General features: G+C 32.1%; 17 protein-coding genes. 11 read left to right on the top strand and 6 right to left on the bottom strand.

The annotated features are described in order from the left end of the window. Positions 1-65 precede the first annotated feature (65 nt). The 7 genes from ACIQ2Z_RS08295 (at position 66) to ACIQ2Z_RS08265 (ending at position 6,502) form a co-directional block, all read left to right on the top strand. Positions 66-932 (top strand): nucleoside phosphorylase, encoded by an 867-nt coding sequence (locus tag ACIQ2Z_RS08295; protein WP_396183674.1) that lies wholly within the window; start codon positions 66-68, stop codon positions 930-932. 122 nt (positions 933-1,054) lie between these two features. Next, positions 1,055-1,588, top strand: a complete 534-nt coding sequence (locus ACIQ2Z_RS08290; RefSeq protein ID WP_396183672.1) for a GNAT family N-acetyltransferase — start codon at positions 1,055-1,057, stop codon at positions 1,586-1,588. A 101-nt stretch (positions 1,589-1,689) separates the two neighbouring features. After that, complete coding sequence (locus tag ACIQ2Z_RS08285) at positions 1,690-3,375, top strand: S41 family peptidase (RefSeq protein ID WP_396183671.1); 1,686 nt, start codon at positions 1,690-1,692, stop codon at positions 3,373-3,375. 78 nt (positions 3,376-3,453) lie between these two features. After that, complete coding sequence (locus ACIQ2Z_RS08280) at positions 3,454-4,305, top strand: substrate-binding domain-containing protein (protein ID WP_396183670.1); 852 nt, start codon at positions 3,454-3,456, stop codon at positions 4,303-4,305. A 20-nt stretch (positions 4,306-4,325) separates the two neighbouring features. Beyond that, on the top strand, positions 4,326-5,258 hold the full coding sequence (locus tag ACIQ2Z_RS08275) for a transglutaminase (protein ID WP_396183669.1): 933 nt from the start codon (positions 4,326-4,328) through the stop codon (positions 5,256-5,258). Between the two features lie 78 nt (positions 5,259-5,336). Continuing rightward, complete coding sequence (locus ACIQ2Z_RS08270; RefSeq protein ID WP_396183668.1) at positions 5,337-5,906, top strand: hypothetical protein; 570 nt, start codon at positions 5,337-5,339, stop codon at positions 5,904-5,906. A gap of 11 nt (positions 5,907-5,917) precedes the next feature. Then, positions 5,918-6,502 (top strand): hypothetical protein, encoded by a 585-nt coding sequence (locus ACIQ2Z_RS08265; RefSeq protein WP_396183667.1) that lies wholly within the window; start codon positions 5,918-5,920, stop codon positions 6,500-6,502. On the opposite strand, the gene corA is transcribed toward ACIQ2Z_RS08265, so the two are convergent. Next, a complete protein-coding gene (gene corA, locus ACIQ2Z_RS08260; RefSeq protein WP_396183666.1) occupies positions 6,503-7,579 on the bottom strand; it encodes a magnesium/cobalt transporter CorA in 1,077 nt (358 codons plus the stop codon). 78 nt (positions 7,580-7,657) lie between these two features. Here corA and hutI point away from each other — a divergent pair, with 78 nt between their 5' ends. Further along, positions 7,658-8,896 (top strand): imidazolonepropionase, encoded by a 1,239-nt coding sequence (gene hutI, locus ACIQ2Z_RS08255; protein WP_396183665.1) that lies wholly within the window; start codon positions 7,658-7,660, stop codon positions 8,894-8,896. A 43-nt stretch (positions 8,897-8,939) separates the two neighbouring features. Here hutI and ACIQ2Z_RS08250 read toward each other — a convergent pair whose 3' ends face one another. Then, on the bottom strand, positions 8,940-9,827 hold the full coding sequence (locus ACIQ2Z_RS08250) for a hypothetical protein (protein ID WP_396183664.1): 888 nt from the start codon (positions 9,825-9,827) through the stop codon (positions 8,940-8,942). Between the two features lie 105 nt (positions 9,828-9,932). On the opposite strand from ACIQ2Z_RS08250, the gene ACIQ2Z_RS08245 reads away from it, so the two are divergent. Both ACIQ2Z_RS08245 and ACIQ2Z_RS08240 read left to right on the top strand, forming a co-directional pair. After that, the gene (locus tag ACIQ2Z_RS08245) at positions 9,933-10,973 is read left to right on the top strand and encodes a formimidoylglutamase (RefSeq protein ID WP_396183663.1); all 1,041 of its coding nucleotides are present in this window, start codon (positions 9,933-9,935) and stop codon (positions 10,971-10,973) included. 75 nt (positions 10,974-11,048) lie between these two features. Then, on the top strand, positions 11,049-12,302 hold the full coding sequence (locus ACIQ2Z_RS08240) for a DEAD/DEAH box helicase (RefSeq protein WP_396183662.1): 1,254 nt from the start codon (positions 11,049-11,051) through the stop codon (positions 12,300-12,302). Here ACIQ2Z_RS08240 and ACIQ2Z_RS08235 read toward each other — a convergent pair. The 3 genes from ACIQ2Z_RS08235 to ACIQ2Z_RS08225 form a co-directional block, all read right to left on the bottom strand. Further along, the gene (locus ACIQ2Z_RS08235) at positions 12,299-14,368 is read right to left on the bottom strand and encodes a response regulator (RefSeq protein WP_396183661.1); all 2,070 of its coding nucleotides are present in this window, start codon (positions 14,366-14,368) and stop codon (positions 12,299-12,301) included. The two genes, ACIQ2Z_RS08240 and ACIQ2Z_RS08235, sit on opposite strands and share 4 nt — an antisense overlap. A 188-nt stretch (positions 14,369-14,556) precedes the next feature. After that, positions 14,557-16,251, bottom strand: a complete 1,695-nt coding sequence (gene ettA, locus ACIQ2Z_RS08230) for an energy-dependent translational throttle protein EttA (RefSeq protein ID WP_396183660.1) — start codon at positions 16,249-16,251, stop codon at positions 14,557-14,559. Between the two features lie 21 nt (positions 16,252-16,272). Continuing rightward, positions 16,273-16,455, bottom strand: coding sequence for a CAL67264 family membrane protein (locus ACIQ2Z_RS08225; protein WP_396183659.1), 183 nt, complete (start codon positions 16,453-16,455; stop codon positions 16,273-16,275). Positions 16,456-16,625: 170 nt separating this feature from the next. On the opposite strand from ACIQ2Z_RS08225, the gene ACIQ2Z_RS08220 reads away from it, so the two are divergent. Then, positions 16,626-18,857: a M20/M25/M40 family metallo-hydrolase gene (locus ACIQ2Z_RS08220; RefSeq protein ID WP_396183658.1), complete on the top strand. Its 2,232-nt coding sequence runs from the start codon at positions 16,626-16,628 to the stop codon at positions 18,855-18,857. Position 18,858: 1 nt separating this feature from the next. On the opposite strand, the gene holA is transcribed toward ACIQ2Z_RS08220, so the two are convergent. Next, positions 18,859-19,863, bottom strand: coding sequence for a DNA polymerase III subunit delta (gene holA / locus ACIQ2Z_RS08215; RefSeq protein ID WP_396183657.1), 1,005 nt, complete (start codon positions 19,861-19,863; stop codon positions 18,859-18,861). Positions 19,864-19,888: the final 25 nt, after the last annotated feature.

Below are 19,888 nucleotides of genomic sequence, written 5' to 3'. Positions count from 1 at the left end.
TTTCAAGTTACTTTGAATCCAACCTCAGAACCTCAGCTCCTCAGAACCTTAGTACCTCAAAAAAAATGATTCCATCTTCAGAATTAATTCTCAATCCCGACGGCAGTGTTTACCACCTCAACCTAAAACCCGGCCAAATTGCCAATGACATCATTTTTGTGGGTGATCAAAACCGTGTGGAGAAAATTACACAGCATTTTGACAGCATTGAATTTTCTCAGCAAAAAAGAGAATTTAAAACACAAACCGGCGTTTACAAAGGCAAACGATTAACGGTTATTTCAACAGGAATTGGACCGGATAATATTGACATTGTCATGAACGAGTTGGATGCATTAGTCAACATCGATTTAGAAACTCGTGCGATTAAAAAGGAATTGACTTCGTTAAACATTATTCGTTTTGGCACTTCCGGTTCGTTACAAAAAGACATCCCCGTGGATAGTATTGTCATGAGTCAGTACGGTTTGGGATTGGACAACATGCTTCGCTCCTATTTGATTGATGCTATTTGTGCAACGGAAATAGAAGATGCTTTTATCGCTCAAACCAATTGGGATTTGCGAAAAGGTCGACCATACATCATTAAAGGAAGTGAAAGTTTAGCACAAAAATTGGATAGTCCACACATTTATAAAGGATTCACAGGAACCGTTGGCGGTTTTTACGGTCCGCAAGGACGCGTTTTGCGTTTGGGCATCCAAGACTCTGAATTGAATAGAAAAATGGACGCTTTTGAATACAAAGGCATCCGAATTACTAATTTAGAAATGGAAACGGGAGCTATTTATGGTTTGGGAAAATTAATGGGCCATGAATGTTTGTCGCTCAATGCCATTATTGCCAATCGAGCAACCGGGATATTTAGCGAAAATCCATATCAAGCGGTTAATGCTTTGATTGAATATGCGTTGGATAAATTAGCAAACTAATATTTTTGAAATTTATAGAGAACACAGATTTTAATAATTTGAGAAATTTAAAAAATATTTATCATCATAATTTTTATGATTTTTGATATTTCATAAATCTGTGTTCAAAAAAAAATAATTTTATGAATTTAACCCTTGAAACCACCCGCCTCCTCCTCCGTCCGCTTGAAATAACCGACTCACCCACCATGTTTGCCATGGACAACAATCCAAGCGTGCACAAATACCTTTGGCAAAATCCGACGCAGCACATTGAAGAAACCATAAAAATCATAGAAATGGTTCAAAAGCAATATGTAGATAACAACATTGGTCGGTTTGCCACCATTTTAAAAGAAACCGGAGAATTCATTGGCTGGACAGGTATCAAGTTCGTAAACGACCACGTGGAAAACGGCAATACCAATTTTTACGATTATGGGTATCGCTTGGACGAAAAATTCTGGAACAAAGGTTTCGCCACAGAAGCTTCTCTTGCTTGGTTGAACTATGGATTCAGTCAGATGAATATTGCAACTATGAATGCATATACCCATGCTCAAAATGGAGCTTCCAATCATATTTTACAAAAAGTAGGTTTTCAATTGATGGAAGATTATCCCGATACTGCGGGAGTTATGTGGAAATGGTGGAAGATGGAGAACATTAATAAATAGTTGCTTTTAAAACTAAAAAACTGACAGCCGTTAAAATAAACTTAAACAATTTAAATGCTTTTTTAAAATAGCTAAATTGCATGGATTCTTTACTTTATAACATGAAAAAAATCCTTTTGTTTATTTTCGTTTTTAGTTCTCTTATTACTTTTTCACAAACAAAAGTTCCAGAATCTCAGAAAATAGAACGTTTGATTCAAATATGGGGGTTATTGAAATACCATCATCCTGAAATCAGTAAGGGAAAATTAAATTGGAACCAGGAATTCATAACCCTTTATGATAAAATTGAAAAAATCGAAACAAACGAACAATTAAATCAAGAACTTCTTTCTTGGATTACTGGTTTTGAAAGTGAATCAACCAAAAAATTGTATAAAAAAAAAGTTTATGATCAACAGAAACTATTTACAAAAAATTACGATTATTCATGGATTGAAACGTCCAATTTTAACCCTATTTTAATATCCAAACTTCATCAAATTAGAGAAAATTCAAACTATGGTGATTTTTACGCATCAATTGATAAACTGAATAATTTTATCAATTTTAAAAATGATAAAGGTTTTGATAGTTTCAATTATAGGATTAAGTCCCACCGCATTTTATTTTTAGCAAGTTTTTGGAACGTCATGAAATACTGGAATGTCAATATTTACCTGACAGATGAACCTTGGAGTGAGGTCCTCAAAAATTTGCAATTAGATTTTATAAATGCAGACACTGAAGAAAAATTTGAGTTCGCAAAAATGAAATTATTTTCAAAACTCAACGATTCTCATTCAGATTATTTCAATGATTATATTTTTAAAAATGTATACAATCGCTTTGCTTCTTTTGGGGGTAAGTTGGTTAATGATTCTTTAGTAGTAACCACTCTACACAGCAAATCGTTAGCGGGAAAAGACAATATAAAATTAAAAGATGTAATTTATGAAATTGAAAGTAAAAGCGTAAAGGATTATTTTTATGAAAAATTTAAAGACTTTGGCAGTACATCAAATCTAAACAATGCTAGAAATATATATTCGTATTATTGGCTGTTGTCGTCAAACAAAGATTCGATGCATGTAAAATTCATTTCTGCAGATAAAAAAATAGAATCTAAATATGTTAAATTATATGAATATGAAACCTATAAACCCGAAGAAAAGGAAAATATTTCAATACCAAAACAAGAAACTTTCTACGAATTAAATACAGATATTGGATTTATTAATCTTGGTAAAATTTCAAAAAAGGAACTAAAAACTGCTTTTTATTCATTTGCCAATAAAAAAGGAATTATCATCGATCTAAGAAATTATCCAACCAAAGTAAACGAAGATGATATAGCGAAATACCTTTATCCAAAGAAAAAAATATTTGTTAAAATTTTAGCACCCTCAAAACCATCATTAGGAAATTATGACATGCAAGCTCCACTCAAGTTTTTAAAAAATCCGTTCGCAGCTGGTTCAAAAAACCGAAAGTACTTCAAAGGGAAAATCGTTTTAATGGTAAATAGAAGTACTGGTAGTAGGGCTGAATATTTTGCAATGCTTATTCAGCAATCGCCAAATTGTACTGCTATTGGGGAGCAAACATTTGGTGCGATTATGAATAGAATAGAAATTACGCTATCCGATAAGACAACAATTGATTTTACAGGAATGGGAGCTTTTTATCCAAACGATATTGGTGTTCAAAGAAATGGAATTAAAATAGATTATGAAGTAAAAGAATCAGCAAAAAATTACAACCCAAATCAATACATTGAAGAAGCAATTAAAATAATTAATCAGTAGTTCTGAAAAATTAAAATATAAGTTGGTTGAAAAATTAATTTAAACAACCTTAAACAATTTAAACAACTTTAAACTCGAATGAAAACCATCAAAATAGCCGGCGTACCCGAACATTTCAACTTACCTTGGCATTTGTGCATTGAAAACGTTGAATTTGAAGAAGCCGGCATCGATTTAGAATGGACAGACGTTCCCGAAGGAACCGGAAAAATGTGTCAAATGCTTCGTGAAGGAACAACCGATATTGCGGTCATTCTTACCGAAGGTATTGTCAAAGATATTATCAATGGTAACGATTCATCAATTGTACAAGTATATGTGAAAAGTCCGCTTATTTGGGGAATTCATGTGGATGGAAAATCAAGTGTAAAAGCATTATCTGAACTTGAAAATGGCACCATTGCTATCAGTCGATTCGGTTCAGGTTCGCATTTAATGGCGGTAGTAAATGCTCAAAATCAAGGTTGGAAGATTCAAAATTTAAACTTTGAAATTGTGAATACCATTGACGGAGCGGTTGAGGCTTTGGCAAATAAAAAAGCTGATTACTTTATGTGGGAACGATTCATGACCAAACCATTCGTAGATAAGGGTGTTTTTAAACGAATTGCCGATTGCCCGACTCCTTGGCCGTGCTTCGTTATTGCAGTTCGCAATGAAATGTTAGACAAAAATCCTGAAACCATTCAATTGATTTTAGAAATCATCAATGCAACCACAGAAGAATTCAAATATATTCCGAGTATTGATCGAACACTAGCCTCCCGATACCAATTAAATTTAGAAGATATTCAAGAATGGCTGTCGCTTACCCAATGGTCACAAAAGAATTTAGATGAAAAAACGTTAAACAATGTCCAAAATCAACTGTTTGACCTTTCCCTTATAGATAAAAAAGGTACTTTTGCTAAAATTGTCCGTAGCCTTTAGCTAAGCACACTTTTTAGTCAATGAAAGTATTTGAATCAATTAATTTTCATGATCTTAAAACTAAATTCCAGGTAAAAAAACCTTGGGACGATGTCCTCATTTTTGTTTTGAACATATTGATTGCGATTCCTTTATTTATCATTGTACATCAAAATTTAATTGACCCGGATTGGCCTTTTGACATTGACAGAATTTTAATGGGGGTAATTATTATCTCGCTAATTCAGTTAATTTTACGGTTAATTAGAACCGTCCTCATCGTGGGAATTGGCATTTACCTTATCACTTTAATTTACGGAACCGTATTTGGTGGTTATGGTTTTCAAAAAGTTTTTCAAGATTATGGCTATATGGTTTATTCGATGACAGATGATCCTAATCCACAGGATATTGTTATTTCAAAACTGTTACCCTTTCCAAATAAATCGGATATTATAAAAGCAATTGATTTTAATAACCCAAGGGTTAGAAATTTTGCTTTGACAGCCACAACTCTACATTTCAAAGATATTGTTGGTCAAAAAGAACATCGAAAAATGATCCAGTGCTTTGCAGTTTTCAAAGAAATTAGAAATCGTTGGAATTATGTAAATGATCCAAAAGGAGAAGAATATATTGCAACTGCTTCAGAAAGTTTAATACATTTTTCAGGTGATTGTGACGATCATGCTATCCTAATGGCAGCTTGTATTAGGTCCATAGGCGGCACTCCCCGACTCATTCATACCGGTGGACATATCTATCCTGAGATGTTAGTTGGTAAAAAAAGTGAATTGGAAGCTGCCGTTTATATAATAAAAGAAGTTTTATTTATTACAGAAAGTAAAAATAAAGAAATCCATTACCATATTGATGAAAGAGGACAAATTTGGTTAAACTTAGATTATACGGCACGTTATCCCGGAGGACCCTTTATATCAGAAGAAATTTTAGGAGCCTTGACACTAAATTAAATTTAAACGAGATTTTGGTTAATTTTTATCGAATAAAACTTCCTTTTTATATATTTACATACTTTATAAAACCAAAAAATGAAAAAGCTGTTTTTTTTATTATTAATGCTTACTCAAATTTCTTTTGCTCAAAATGACAATGCCTTTGATTTAGGAAAGAATGAGATCAAATTTGATTTGGTTTCCTTAGTTGCTTTAGGAAAAATTCATGTGAGTTATGAGCGTTTTTTAAAATCCGATTTTTCAATTGGAATAAGTGGAATTTTAAACGAAAGTAATTCATTAGAGAATGATTATGTCAACGGGAAAAGCAGAACGCTGGAAGATTATCAAATAATTCCTTTTGTTCGTTATTCACTATCCAAAAGCCAAGTTCGTTATTATTTTATAGAAGTTTTTGTGTCTGCAAACAGTGGGACTTATCATGAATTAGAACGATTAATTGACGAGAATAATAATGGCTATTACCTCTCTGTCGACAAAAAATATTCCGATTTTGCCATCGGAGGTGCTGTCGGACATAAATTTTATATTAAAGAAAAAATCGGAATCGATATTTTTGTTGGTATGGGGAAAAATCTTTTCAGTAGTGGTGAAAGCCCAAAAATTGTTTCTCGCGTTGGAATTAATTTAGGTTACCGATTTTAATTAAAAATACTATGAAAACATTAAAATATACTTTATTTTTTGCGTTAGCTACTTTATTAATGGCAGCCGAATGTACCAAAGAAGATGATGAATTTTACAATGCTGTTTACACCACTATTCCCGGTTTAGTAAATGTTGAAACACAAACGAATTATCAGGTTAATGATATATTATGGTTAAATACTAATACTTTTTCACGCTATTTAACAGAACCAAATCAATCCACTCCTTTAGATGTTTTTAAAACTACGAATGCTTCAAAATTCAGTTTTTTATATTCAATTGAAAAGAAAACTAGTGATAACCTTTGGGTAAGTGTTGCTAATGAAAACAACTTTATTATTGAATCCGGATCGGTGTCCATCAATAATTATATTACTGCTTTTGCCATTTACAACCAAGTGAATGAGAAATATGAATTTAGAGGCGGAATAAAGCTAACCGAACCGGGACAATTTAGAATAGGTTTTTTTGCGGGTTATAACGGTGAAAATTTTGATGTCATTTCTGATAGTTCAACCAGTTCTACCTTTTTAACAATTGCTACCACTGCAAATAGTTTGTCTTCAGGTTATTATACGTTTACAGTGAATTAGTTAAAACCATTTTTTACTTTTAAAATAAAATATCATTCCCATCACTAATATAAACATGCCGGCTAAAGTGAAGAAATAGCCATTGGGTTTCTTTAATTCAGGCATGTTTTCGAAGTTCATTCCATACACACCAACAATAAAAGTTAATGGAATAAATATAACCGAAACGATAGTTAGTGTTTTCATGATTTCATTCATGCGTTGACTTTGGGCAGAGAAATAAAAACTGGATGAACTATCTAAGGAATTCATATCATAATCGATTTGGTCTAACAGTTCAAGACTTTTTTGATGTAAACGGGCAAAAAATGTAAAATTTGATTTTTCAATACCATTAAAATCATCATCATCTTGTATTGATTTTAAATTATATAACGAATCTTTTAACGGAATAATGGACCGTTTTAAATAGTTTAAATCTTCACGGCATTTTTCAATCCGAACTAAAACATCTTGTTTTTCATTTACTTTTGATTCTGTTTGAAGCTGATCAATTAATTCTTCATATTTTTCGATGGTAATATAAAAGTTTTCCATCACCGCATCTAACATTAGATATAGTAAAAAATCATTTTTCTTTTTGCAAACAATTCCGGAATTCGTTTTTATTCGTTCTCTGATGTGTGTAAAAAAATCTCCTCTTTTTTCCTGAAAGGAAACCAATAAATTATTTTTTAATAAAAAACTGATTTGTTCAACATGAACGTTTGTTTCATTCTCTTCCGGTAAAATAGACTTTATGCTAAAAAATACTACATCGTCCAATTCTTCCATACGGGTTCTTTTGGCAACATTTAGAATATCCCCGGCAATATAACTGTCAATTCCTATAGATTCTACAATTTTTTTAATTAGTTCAACATCATGCAAACCATGAATATTTAACCATTTAACATCATCAGAAGCTAAAAGGGATTGAATTTCAACCTGACTGAAATTCAAATTATTTGTTTCAGTATAGGATTCTGCATTATATACATATAATTGCAGTTCCACAGGGAATTCTTTGTGATGTCCAGTATATTCAAAATAATTGGATACTACTTTTCTACCTTTTTTATATTTTAATCGTTTCACGGGATTTTATTTTTTATAAAATTAAGCGTTTTAATTATTTCATTCTATTTTTACGGTAAATAATTATGTCATTACTTTATGAAAACGATATTAATCAATATTAAGGAACTTATTCAAGTAAGAGAAATGGGAGTACAGAAAGTTTCCGGTTCAGAAATGAGTGTACTGCCTATTATAAAAAATGCTTATTTACTATTGGAAAATGATATCATTTCAGATTTTGGAAGCATGGAAAATTGCCCAAATCAAGTTTTTGAACAAGTAATAGATGCAACAGACAGAATTGTTATGCCCACTTGGTGTGATAGTCACACGCATTTAGTATACGCAGGAAATCGAATTCAAGAATTTGTAGACCGGATAAATGGATTGAGCTATGAAGAAATTGCCAATCGTGGCGGCGGAATTCTAAATTCAGCTCAAAAATTGAATGAAACGGCTGAAAATGAAATTTATGAGCAATCAAAAGTTCGTTTAGAAGAAGTGATGAAATTGGGAACCGGAGCTATCGAAATCAAATCCGGGTATGGATTGAGTGTAGTTGGAGAATTAAAAATGCTCAGAATCATCAAGCGATTGGCTAAAAATTATCCCATTCAAATAAAAGCTACTTTTTTAGGAGCTCATGCTTTTCCAAAAGAATATAAAGAAAATCATGCCGGTTATATTGATTTAATCATCAATGAAATGCTCCCTAAAATAGCAGCCGAAAAATTAGCTGATTACATTGATGTCTTTTTAGAAGCAGGTTATTTTTCAGTAGAAGAAACCGAACAAATAATGATTGCCGGAAAAAAACATGGGTTAATTCCAAAAATACATGTTAATCAATTTACAGCAATTGGTGGTATTGCAGTTTGTGTGAAACAGAATGCTTTAACCGTAGATCATTTAGAAGTAGTGACAGATGAAGATATCGAGGTATTAAAAAAAGCTGGAACCATGGCTGTTGCGTTGCCTTCCTGCAGTTATTTTATTAGCATTCCCTATACTCCGGCCAGAAAAATGATTGCTGCGGGTTTACCTTTAGCGTTAGCATCAGATTATAACCCGGGCACTACACCTTCCGGAAATATGAATTTTGTGGTGGCAACGGCTTGCATCAAAATGAAAATGACTCCGGAAGAAGCCATCAATGCAGCAACAATAAATGGAGCTTATGCTATGGGAATTTCAAATACACACGGGAGTATTACAAAAGGTAAAAAAGCCAATATAATTTTAACGAAACCAATTCATTCGTTTTATCAATTGCCTTATGAATTTGGCTCTAATCTTATTGAAAAAGTATTTATTGAAGGAAAGTTAATTTCATAACGAAAAAGGGGCACTAAGCCCCTTTTTAACTGTTATTTATTTCTTATTTCAAAGTGAAACTAGTTTTTCCAACTAATTCAGCTTTGTCAAAAATATTCACAAAATAAGTTCCTTTTTCAAAATTTTCACCAGGAAGATTTTCAGAAACGTTTACTGTATTATTTTCAAACTGAACTGTTGAAATAAAACTGTAAGTCAATGATTTGTCACCAAACTCAACTAATTTCTTTTCGCCTAAAACATTGTTCTTGCTGTCAATTACTTGAATGTAATACGATTTATCACCTGACTTTGCCACTCTATTTTCAGCAATTGTAAAGTTGATTTTTAAAATATCTGCTCTACTGGCTCTTTCTGTTGCTACTTCTTTTCCGGAATTTTTCACTTTATAAGCACCGGTTTTTAAATTAAGAATGGAAAGTTTAGAAGCTTTTTCTACAGTTTTAGACAATTCTTCATTTTGTCCGGCTAATACTTGGTTGTATTCTTTAGCTTCAACTAAAATTGTTTTCGTGCTGTCAATTTCTGCGGATAATTGCTGATTTTGAACTTTTAATTCCTCATTTTCTTTGATAAGCATGTTCATTTTAGCTTGTAACTCACCAATTTGTTTTTTGTATTTGCCTAACGTAACTGCATCGCCTTTGAATTTTTTAACTTCTTCCATTAATTTAACCACTTTGTCGCGCTCAGCAATTAATTCTTCAGACATTGAAGTGTTTTCTGCAATAGCAGCATCATAAGTCGTTTTTAATTGAGCTAACTCTGCAAGAGCAGTTTCTTTTTTTGATGTAACTTCAGTTAATGATTTTTCTACATCTTTAGCATCAGAACTCATTTTAAACATATAGCCCAAGCTGGCTAATAGCAAAAGTGACAATACAAGTATTATCGCTTTCAGTTTTGAATTGTTGTTGTCTTGGTTTTCCATTGTTAAGTTGATTTTACAGCAAAGTTAAATTTATTTTAGATTCGTTTTGCATTACGATAACGTTATTTTGTATAAAAATAGTATTTTTGGAACAATATAATTTTTATGGAAAATTTAGTTCCGTTTACTTCTATCGATTTAGGAAAAGTAACCAGCCACAGAAGTGGTGAGATAAAATTTGGTGAAAAAATGCTTACAATTCCAAAAGATGTTGATACCATTCAGTTTCTAAACGAATGTAAAGCAAAATTTGTTTTATTCGGAATTCCGGAAGACATTGGTGTGAGAGCAAATGCCGGGAGACCCGGTGCGGCTTCTGCCTGGGAAAGTGCCATTAAAAGCATCGCGAACATTCAACATAATCGATTTTGTAAAGGAAGTCAACTGCTTATTTTAGGCTCATTAGATGTCAAAGAAGAGCTTAAACAATCTGAAAATCTTAATTTTCATGATGTAGATGATCGCAAAAAATTCAGCATTTTAGTAGAAAAATTAGATAAAGAAGTGTCTCATATTATATTTACCATTGTAAAAGCCGGTAAAATCCCAATTATTATTGGAGGTGGTCATAACAATGCCTATGGAAACATTAAAGGAACTGCTTTAGCTAAAGGAAAACCAATTAATGCCATTAATTTAGATGCTCATTCTGATTTTAGAATTTTAGAAGGTCGACATAGCGGTAATGGTTTTTCCTATTCATTTGATGAAGGGTTTTTAAAAAAGTACTTCATTTTTGGTTTGCATGAAAGTTATACTTCAAAAAATGTTTTATTACGATTAAAGGATTTAGAAGGTCGTGTTCGATTCAATACGTATGATGAGATTTCCATCCGTAAAGTAAAAAACTTTGAACAAGAGTTAAACCAAGCCTTGTCCTTTATTAAAAACGATTGTTTTGGAATTGAAATTGACTTAGATTCTATTCCAAACATTGCAAGTAGTGCTATGACTCCAAGTGGTTTTTCAGTAGAACAGGCTAGACAATTAATTCATCATTTCGGACAACATCCTAACGCTTCATATCTTCATATTTGTGAAGGAGCTCCGGATTTATGTGATGAGAAAAATCCACAAATGATAGGTAAATTAATGGGGTATTTAATCACTGATTTTATCAAAGCAAAAAATATTTTAACGGAATAACTAACTAAAATGTCATAAAGCTAAGCCTTTTTAGGTCTAATTTATTTAACCTATCTTTGCCGGCAAATAATTTTTATGACATTTCAAGACTTAAACCTATTACAAAATATTCAACATGCTCTTTCTGATGAAGGTTATACTTTCCCTACTCCTATTCAGCAACAAGCAATTCCAATCATATTACAAGGAACCGATTTAGTAGGTTGTGCTCAAACAGGTACCGGAAAAACGGCTGCTTTTGCCATACCAATTTTAAATACACTACACAGAATAGTAGGCTCTGCCCAAAAAAGAAAAAATATCAGAACATTGGTAGTCACCCCTACCCGTGAATTAGCCATTCAAATAGGCGAAAGTTTTGATACCTATGGTAAATATACCAATGTTAGACAAATCACAATTTTTGGTGGAGTCAGCCAAGTTCCTCAAGTAGATCAATTGAAAAAAGGTGTAGATATTTTAATTGCTACCCCGGGTCGACTGTTAGACCTTAACAAACAAGGTTTTATTGATTTAGACCATTTGCATTATTTAGTTTTAGATGAAGCTGATTTAATGTTAGATATGGGCTTTATTAATGATGTAAAAAAAATCATCAAATTAACACCTTCCAATAGACAAACACTTTTGTTTTCAGCAACAATGCCTATAGCCATTCGAGAGATTGCAGATAGTTATTTGACAAAACCAAAATATGTTTCGGTAACCCCTATCTCTTCAACGGCAGAAACGGTAGAACAAAAAATCTATTTTGTAGGCAAAGAAAACAAAAGAAAATTACTTTATCATTTAATCCGAAATGAAAATTTGAATAATCTTTTAGTATTTACCAGAACAAAGCATGGTGCAGATAATGTGGTAAAAGCACTTAAGAAAAACGGAATAAATGCAGAGGCTATTCATGGAGATAAATCACAAACAGCTAGGCAACGTGTTTTGGAAAGTTTTAAAAACAAAGAAATTTCAGTATTAGTAGCCACTGATATTGCTGCTCGAGGAATTGACATTGAAAGTTTACCGTATGTTTTAAATTTTGATTTGCCTAATATTCCTGAAACTTATGTTCACCGTATTGGTAGAACCGGTCGTGCCGGAAATGGTGGGATTTCTATTTCCTTTTGTGGAAAAGAGGAAGAACCGTATTGGAAAGACATTCAAAAATTGGTAAAAGTAAATGTCAAAGTAATTAAAGATCATCCTTATCTATGGAATACTGATGAAGAAAATGCTGTTATAGAGCCTGAAAAGAAAGACTACAGAAATGTAACAAAACAATCGCCTTCACGAAAATCAGATGCTTCAAAAAAAAATAAAAAACGTTGGTATTAAGATGTTTTTTTGACCAAAGTTTTAATACATTGAATCAGTTTTGCCGGTTCAAAAGGTTTGACTAAAATATCATTCATTCCGGAAGAAATAGCTTCCTCTGTAATTTCATCTTTAGCGAAAGCAGTCAAAGCAACAATAGGAATTGTTATTCCTTTTTTTCTAATTAATCGAGTAGTATCAAACCCATTAATGAGTGGCATATTGATGTCCATCAAAACAACATCGAATGATTCTTTATTTAATGCTTCAATCGCAGCATAACCATCATCAACGATTATTATTTTGAAGTTGTTTTTCTCCATGATTTTTCGTGTGACCATTTGATTAATCTTATTGTCTTCCACTACCAATACTTTGTAGACCTGATCGGTTGACAAATCAACTTGAATATTGTTGATGATTTCATTTACTTTAGAAATATCCGAATCAAATCCAATGGTAAATGCAAATTTTGTTCCATGACCTTCTTTACTTTCAACTGAAATTTCACTGCCAAATAAGGTTAATAATTTTTTTACTATAGAAAGACCCAATCCTGCACCTTGATAATCATCTTCTTTTCTGTCAATTTGAACAAACTTGTCAAATATTTTGCCTAAATCTTTCTCTGCGATTCCCATTCCGGTATCTTCTACAGCAAAATTGATAAAACAAATTGATTTTTCATTTCTTTCTAAATTTACAATGATACGAACTTCACCATCTTGCGTAAATTTTAATCCATTACTCACTAAATTCATTAGAATTTGTGATAGTCTGAGTTTATCACCAACTAAATATTCCGGAATTTTAGAATCAATTTGAGTGACAATCTTATTATTATTTCGAGAGGCAATATAGGAAAGTGAATTAGAAACCATTTTTATTTCATCTGTAATATTCATGGTTAAATTTTCTAAAACGACTCTATTTTCTTCAATTTTATTAATTTGAAGTAAATCATTTACTAACGATAATAGATAACGGGCTGAGAATTTTAAAGAATTTAAATGCGGACTGTCAGCCAATTCTTTATGTTCATCAGAAAGCATATTCGTTATTCCTACAACTCCATAAAGTGGTGTTCTCAGTTCATGACTAATCGTAGAAATAAATTGAGTCTTAAGTTTTGAGGCTTCTTCTGCCTTTTCTTTGGCAATATTTAATTCTATATTTTTATCCTCTAAATAGTCATTAACTTTTTTTCTAAAAATATTATTTCGATATAAAACATAAAGGATAAACATCAGTAATAGCAAGAAAACCAAAATCAAGATTACTATGATTTTTGTCTTTTTTAAATTTTCAGTCTGTAATCTATTTTCTTTTGCAATTTTTTGGATTTCTTTTTTAGATTGATCCAATTCTGCTTTTAAAGCAACTATTTGGTTGTTTTTTACTTTTTCTGAATTAATAACACGGTCTTTTACTTCAGCATGATTATCTAAATTCAGGTATGCATTTTTATAGTCACCAATAGCAAAAAAATGATTTGCATATTGTTCATATGCATCCGATAAATAGTCATCCAAATTATTTTTTTTACCAAGCTTAATCGCTTCATTGAAATAAAAACCTGCTTTTTCATTGTTCTTTAAGTAATTAAATTTGATACCTAATAATAAATTAAGATACGTTTCTGTATCCGGATAAAGAATGTGCTCAATATACTTTTCTGCATAATCGAGGTTTTCAATGGCTTGAACATTTTTTTTCTTTTGAAATAAAGCCCAAGATTTATTCATCTTAGTCAAAACTATTGCACCGGTGTCTTTAATTTTTTGAGAATAAGCCAGCGATTTATCATAATATTCAATGCCTTTATCAATTTGATTTTTTCGGTACAAATAAATATTACCTATATTATTATAAAACCAAATTTTGAGTGTATCATTTCCTGCTTTATCAGTGTGAAAAATTGCTTTTTTATAATAATCCAATGCTTTATCTTCTTCTAAAATCTCTTCATAGGTAACGGCAATAGAATTATAAGCCAACGAAATTAATTTATTATCGTTTAATTCAAGAGCATTATTTAAAGCTTTAAAAGAAAGGGAAAGAGACTGTTTGTAATTTGATTTAAACATACAACTATCTGATTTTGCTAACAACGAGAAAACTTCTTTTTTTGTTAGTTTATAGTTTTGAGAGAAAGAACTCTGAAAAGTAAATAAGAACAATAGTATGAGTAGAATTTTTTTGGGCATTCTAAAATTATTTAATCAAATATAAATATTTTAAATAAAAAATCCTGATTTCTCAGGATTTTTATTATCTAGTTTCTTACTAATTTTTTATACTTAATTCGTTTAGGAGTTAAGTCACCACCTAAACGTTTTTTCTTATTTTCTTCATATTCTGAGAAACTTCCTTCGAAGAAATACACTTGCGAATCACCTTCAAATGCTAAAATGTGGGTACATACTCTGTCTAAAAACCAACGGTCGTGTGAAATAATCACCGCACAACCGGCAAAGTTTTCCAAACCTTCTTCCAAAGCTCGTAGGGTATTAATATCCAAATCATTCGTTGGCTCATCCAATAATAATACGTTTCCTTCTTCCTTTAAAGTTATGGCTAAATGCAAACGGTTGCGTTCTCCTCCAGATAGTGTCGCTACTTTTTTGTTTTGATCACTGCCACCAAAATTAAATCGACTCAAATAGGCACGTGAGTTTACTTGTCGACCTCCCATCATGATTAATTCCTGTCCATCACAAAAATTCTCCCAAATAGATTTCTCAGGATTAATATTAGAATGGGCTTGATCTACATATGCAATCTTAACCGTCTCACCGGTAGCAAAAGTGCCTTTATTAGGAGTCTCTTCACCCATAATCATTTTGAAAATGGTAGTTTTACCGGCTCCATTTGGACCTATAATTCCAACTATTCCTGCTTGCGGAAGCGTAAAATTTAAATCTTCATACAACAATTTATCGCCAAATGCTTTGGATACGCCTTTGGCATCAATCACATTGGTTCCTAAACGTGGACCGTTTGGAATATATAATTCTAATTTTTCATCCAATTCTTTTTGATCTTCATTCAGCAACTTGTCGTAGTTCTGTAAACGGGCTTTTTGTTTGGTCTGACGACCTTTGGCACCTTGACGTACCCAATCCAACTCTCTTTCTAATGTTTTTCTACGTTTGGAAGCTACTTTTTCTTCCAACTCCATTCGTTTTGATTTTTGATCTAACCACGACGAATAATTTCCTTTCCACGGAATTCCTTCTCCTCTATCTAATTCTAAAATCCAGCCCGCTACATTGTCCAAGAAATATCTATCGTGCGTTACTGCAATTACAGTTCCCGGATATTGTTGCAAATGTTGCTCCAGCCAAAGTACCGATTCAGCATCTAAATGGTTAGTTGGCTCATCCAGCAACAAAACATCGGGTTGTTGCAATAATAAACGGCATAAAGCAACTCTTCTTTTTTCTCCGCCTGATAATACTTTTATTGGTGTATCCGAATCCGGTGTGCGAAGTGCGTCCATAGCCACCTCTAATTTGTTATCAATTTCCCAAGCACCGGCAGCATCAATTCTGTCTTGTAATTCTGCTTGACGGTCCATGAGTTTTTGCATTTTATCGGAATCTTCATAAACCTCAGGCAAACCGAACATATTATTGATTTTATTGAATTCATCCAATAAAGCGATAGTTTCTGCAGCACCTTCTCTAACAATTTCAATAACTGTTTTGGTTTCATCCAATTGCGGTTCTTGTTCTAAATAACCCACTTTATAGCCCGGTGCAAAAACCAAATCGCCTTGAAAATTTTTATCGATTCCAGCGACGATTTTTAATAATGAAGATTTTCCGGAACCATTTAACCCTAAAATACCAATTTTTGCTCCGTAAAAGAAGCTCAAATAGATGTCTTTTAAAACTTGTTTATTTGTGCTAGAGTAAGTTTTACTTACTTTAGACATTGAAAATATTACTTTTTTATCGTCTGCCATTGTATAAATATTTTTCTAAAGTTAAACCCTACCTTTCAAAGCATTAAAAACCCAGGCAATAGCTAAGAAACCAATTCCTGTTGAAGCAAATCCCCAACCGGCTACATCGTCATATTTAAATGCTCCCATACCAATTAAAAGAAGTCCCATAATAATCATAATAAAAGTAGCCCAAGCCAATACAGTATTTTTATTCATTCCCATGATTAATAGTTTTATTTTTGGAAGTGCAAATATCAACATATTAAACTAATCTAAAAAACGTTTAGTTCGCTTTTTGTTAAACTTTGCAAGTATTACAAAATTGAGGTTGGTTTAAAATTTTCATTTTTAGTATATTTACAACTTTAAAAAATAATCTTTATAAACATACCATGGCTTTTACTCCTCTTAAGTTTAAATTACTACTTATCTTTTTTATATTCACAGGTATAAATTTAATCGCACAGGAAAATCGTTTAAAAAACATTAAAAAGTTAACTTTTGGTGGTGACAATGCCGAAGCCTATTTTAGTCCGGATGGGAAGAAATTGACGCTTCAAGTGACCAACAAAGCTTTTGGAGTTCCTTGTGACCAGATTTTCATGCTTGATTTACAAGAAAAAGAATTTTCAGAAAAAAGTTTAAAACTGATTTCAACAGGAACTGGTAGAACTACTTGCTCCTATTACATGCCGGATGGTAAACATATTTTATATGCTTCTACCCATGCTTCAAATCAAGCTTGTCCTGCTGTACCGAAATCTCCGGACGGAAAATATTTATGGGCCATTTATCCTGAATTTGATATTTATATTGCTGATTTAAAAGGAAATATTACAAAAAAATTAACAGATTATCCTGGTTATGATGCTGAAGCAGTAGTTTCGCCTGATGGTAAAAAAATTGCTTTTACGAGTATTAGAAGTGGTGATTTGGAAATTTATACGATGGATATTGATGGTTCCAATTTGAAACAAATCACTTTTGGATTGGGATATGATGGTGGTTGTTTCTTTTCGCATGACAGTAAGAAAATTGTATTTCGTTCATCCAGACCAAAAACAGATGAAGCTATTACTGAATACAAAGCCTTATTAGGTGAGAATTTAGTAGCTCCCTCCGAAATGGAAATTTATACGTGTAATGTTGACGGTACTGATTTAAAACAAATCACACATTTAGGGAAAGCAAATTGGGCTCCCTATTTTCATCCCTCAGACAAGAAAATTATTTTTTCTTCCAATCATCATTCAACAAGAGGATATGACTTTCAATTGTATATGATTGATATTGATGGTGAAAATTTACAACAAATTACTTGGGAGAGTGAATTTAACGCCTTTCCAATGTTTTCACCTGATGGAAAAAAATTAGTTTTTTCAAGTAATCGTCAACAAGAAAAAGAAAGAGAAACAAATGTTTTTATAGCTGATTGGGTTGATGGTGATGAAGCTGAATTAGCTCAACCAAATTCATTAAAAAAGAATATTTCTTATTTAGCTTCTGATGAATTAAAAGGAAGGTTGACCGGTTCGAAAGAAGAACAAATGGCTGCCGATTATTTAGTTAAAGAATTAAAAAGTCTGGGAATCAAACCTTATGAAGGAAAAAATTATATTCAGAAATTTGACTACAAAGTGCGTTTAAATCCCCATGACTCATTAGATCTTAAAAATAATATCGGTAGAAACGTCATTGGTTTTTTAGACAATAAAGCCACTAAAACAATTGTAATTGGTGCTCATTATGACCATTTAGGTTTAAATGAACACAATCATTCAGCTAAACCAAATTCAAAAGGAGAAATTCACAATGGTGCTGATGATAATGCTTCAGGAGTTTCTGCTGTGTTAGAATTGGCCCGTATGTATTCTAAAAATAAAGCAATTGAAAAAGTGAATTACATTTTTGCTTTCTTTTCGGGTGAAGAAGATGGATTAATTGGTTCAAAATTTATGACTTCAACGTTGGAAAATTATCATTCTAATGTGGTTACCATGATTAATTTAGACATGATTGGACGCTTAAATGAATCTAAAAATATTACGATTGGTGGTGTTGGAACTAACCCTAATTTTAAAACAATTGTAGATAAAAACAAACCTGCCGGATTTAATGTAACATTGGACGAAAGCGGTGTTGGACCTTCTGACCATACTTCCTTTTATTTAAAAGATATACCTGTATTGTTTTTCTTCACCGGTACGCATACTGATTACCACAAACCCAGTGATGATGAGGATAAAATCAATTACTATGGTGTACGAAATATTACTGATTATGTTTTTAGAGTTAGCAATGCTATTGCTGATTTAGACAAAGTTGAATTTGTTAGAACTAAAATTAACGCTCCAAAAACAGCTCCAAAATATAAAGTTACATTAGGAATTATGCCAGATTATACTGATCATGGCGATGGTTTACATGTTGATGGTGTAACGGATAATCGTCCGGCTCAACTTGCCGGAATTCAAAGCGGTGATATCATTACAAAAATTGGAGATTGCGAAATCAAAGAAGTCTACGGCTATATGAAATGTCTTTCCGGTATCAATGCCGGCGACGAATTACCGGTTACATTTTTACGCAATGGAGAAACAATGACCGCTAAAGTTAAATTTTAATTTAATTAAAAATCTTAGCTAACATTTCTTTCAACAAATCAGTTTCGTGCAATTGGTTCGCTCCTACTCCTTTACTTTTGACATCTATGTCGCGTAAAGTTGAAACAATTGCACTAATTTTTTTCATCGAAAAGTTTTTTAAAGCCAAATCATAATCTTTCAAAAAATAGGGATTAACTTTTAAAACTTTGGCAACATTACCGGGTGATTTGTCTTTTAATCCATGGTATTGCAACAAACTGGAAAAAAAACTAAAGACCATTCCGGTTGTTAAAATCATTGGATATTCCTTTTTGTTTTGAGCAAAATGATCTGCAATTCGATAAGCTTGTAATTGGTTTCGTTCGCCAATTGCTTTTCGAAATTCAAAAACATTAAAATCTTTACTGAAACCTATATTTTCTTCGATGTGAGCTGGCGTAAAAGTGGTTCCTTTTGGTAAAATTATTTGGAGCTTTTCCAATTCATTATTAATCCTACTTAAATCTGTGCCCAAAAACTCAACTAACATGGCGGTGGCTTTCGGTTCAATATGATATCCTTTACCTTGTAAAACTCTTGAAATCCATGTACCCACATGATTTTCGTACAATTTTTTGCTTTCAAAAAGCAAACCTTCTTTCTCAATCAATTTAGTTAAACTTTTTCGCTTGTCTAAGCTTTTGTACTTGTATGCAATAACTAAAACCGTTGTTGGTTGTATATTTTTCACATAACTCTCCAGTTCATCAATGCTACGTGACAATTCCTGTGCTTCTCTAACAATAATTACCTGACGATCGGCCATCATTGGATAACGTTTAGCAGCAGAAATTACATCTTCAATAGAAACATCTCTTCCATATAAAACCTGTTGGTTAAATGCTCTTTCGTCTTCTGATAGAATATTACTTTCTATAAATTCAGTTAATTTATCAATATAATAAGGCTCTTCTCCCATCAAAAAATAGATAGGTTTGATGTTTCCGCCACTTATATCTTTGATAATTTTTGCTATTTCTTCCATTTATTTTAATAAGGCATAAATTTGA

It is taken from the genome of Flavobacterium sp. (genome assembly GCF_044361015.1).
In the GTDB taxonomy this organism is placed as follows: Bacteria; Bacteroidota; Bacteroidia; order Flavobacteriales; family Flavobacteriaceae; genus Flavobacterium.
The sequence above is the reverse complement of the archived record's forward strand: the minus strand, read 5'-3'. Positions and strand labels throughout refer to the sequence as shown.

Coding starts and splice junctions, on each gene's coding strand:
- ettA (WP_396183660.1), bottom strand. CDS start 16,251: ATGGCAGACGATAAAAAAGTAATATTTTCAATGTCTAAAGTAAGTAAA.
- ACIQ2Z_RS08245 (WP_396183663.1), top strand. CDS start 9,933: ATGGAAAATTTAGTTCCGTTTACTTCTATCGATTTAGGAAAAGTAACC.
- ACIQ2Z_RS08290 (WP_396183672.1), top strand. CDS start 1,055: ATGAATTTAACCCTTGAAACCACCCGCCTCCTCCTCCGTCCGCTTGAA.
- ACIQ2Z_RS08280 (WP_396183670.1), top strand. CDS start 3,454: ATGAAAACCATCAAAATAGCCGGCGTACCCGAACATTTCAACTTACCT.
- ACIQ2Z_RS08250 (WP_396183664.1), bottom strand. CDS start 9,827: ATGGAAAACCAAGACAACAACAATTCAAAACTGAAAGCGATAATACTT.
- ACIQ2Z_RS08240 (WP_396183662.1), top strand. CDS start 11,049: ATGACATTTCAAGACTTAAACCTATTACAAAATATTCAACATGCTCTT.
- ACIQ2Z_RS08285 (WP_396183671.1), top strand. CDS start 1,690: ATGAAAAAAATCCTTTTGTTTATTTTCGTTTTTAGTTCTCTTATTACT.
- ACIQ2Z_RS08220 (WP_396183658.1), top strand. CDS start 16,626: ATGGCTTTTACTCCTCTTAAGTTTAAATTACTACTTATCTTTTTTATA.
- ACIQ2Z_RS08225 (WP_396183659.1), bottom strand. CDS start 16,455: ATGGGAATGAATAAAAATACTGTATTGGCTTGGGCTACTTTTATTATG.
- ACIQ2Z_RS08270 (WP_396183668.1), top strand. CDS start 5,337: ATGAAAAAGCTGTTTTTTTTATTATTAATGCTTACTCAAATTTCTTTT.
- ACIQ2Z_RS08265 (WP_396183667.1), top strand. CDS start 5,918: ATGAAAACATTAAAATATACTTTATTTTTTGCGTTAGCTACTTTATTA.
- ACIQ2Z_RS08235 (WP_396183661.1), bottom strand. CDS start 14,368: ATGTTTAAATCAAATTACAAACAGTCTCTTTCCCTTTCTTTTAAAGCT.
- hutI (WP_396183665.1), top strand. CDS start 7,658: ATGAAAACGATATTAATCAATATTAAGGAACTTATTCAAGTAAGAGAA.
- ACIQ2Z_RS08275 (WP_396183669.1), top strand. CDS start 4,326: ATGAAAGTATTTGAATCAATTAATTTTCATGATCTTAAAACTAAATTC.
- ACIQ2Z_RS08295 (WP_396183674.1), top strand. CDS start 66: ATGATTCCATCTTCAGAATTAATTCTCAATCCCGACGGCAGTGTTTAC.
- holA (WP_396183657.1), bottom strand. CDS start 19,863: ATGGAAGAAATAGCAAAAATTATCAAAGATATAAGTGGCGGAAACATC.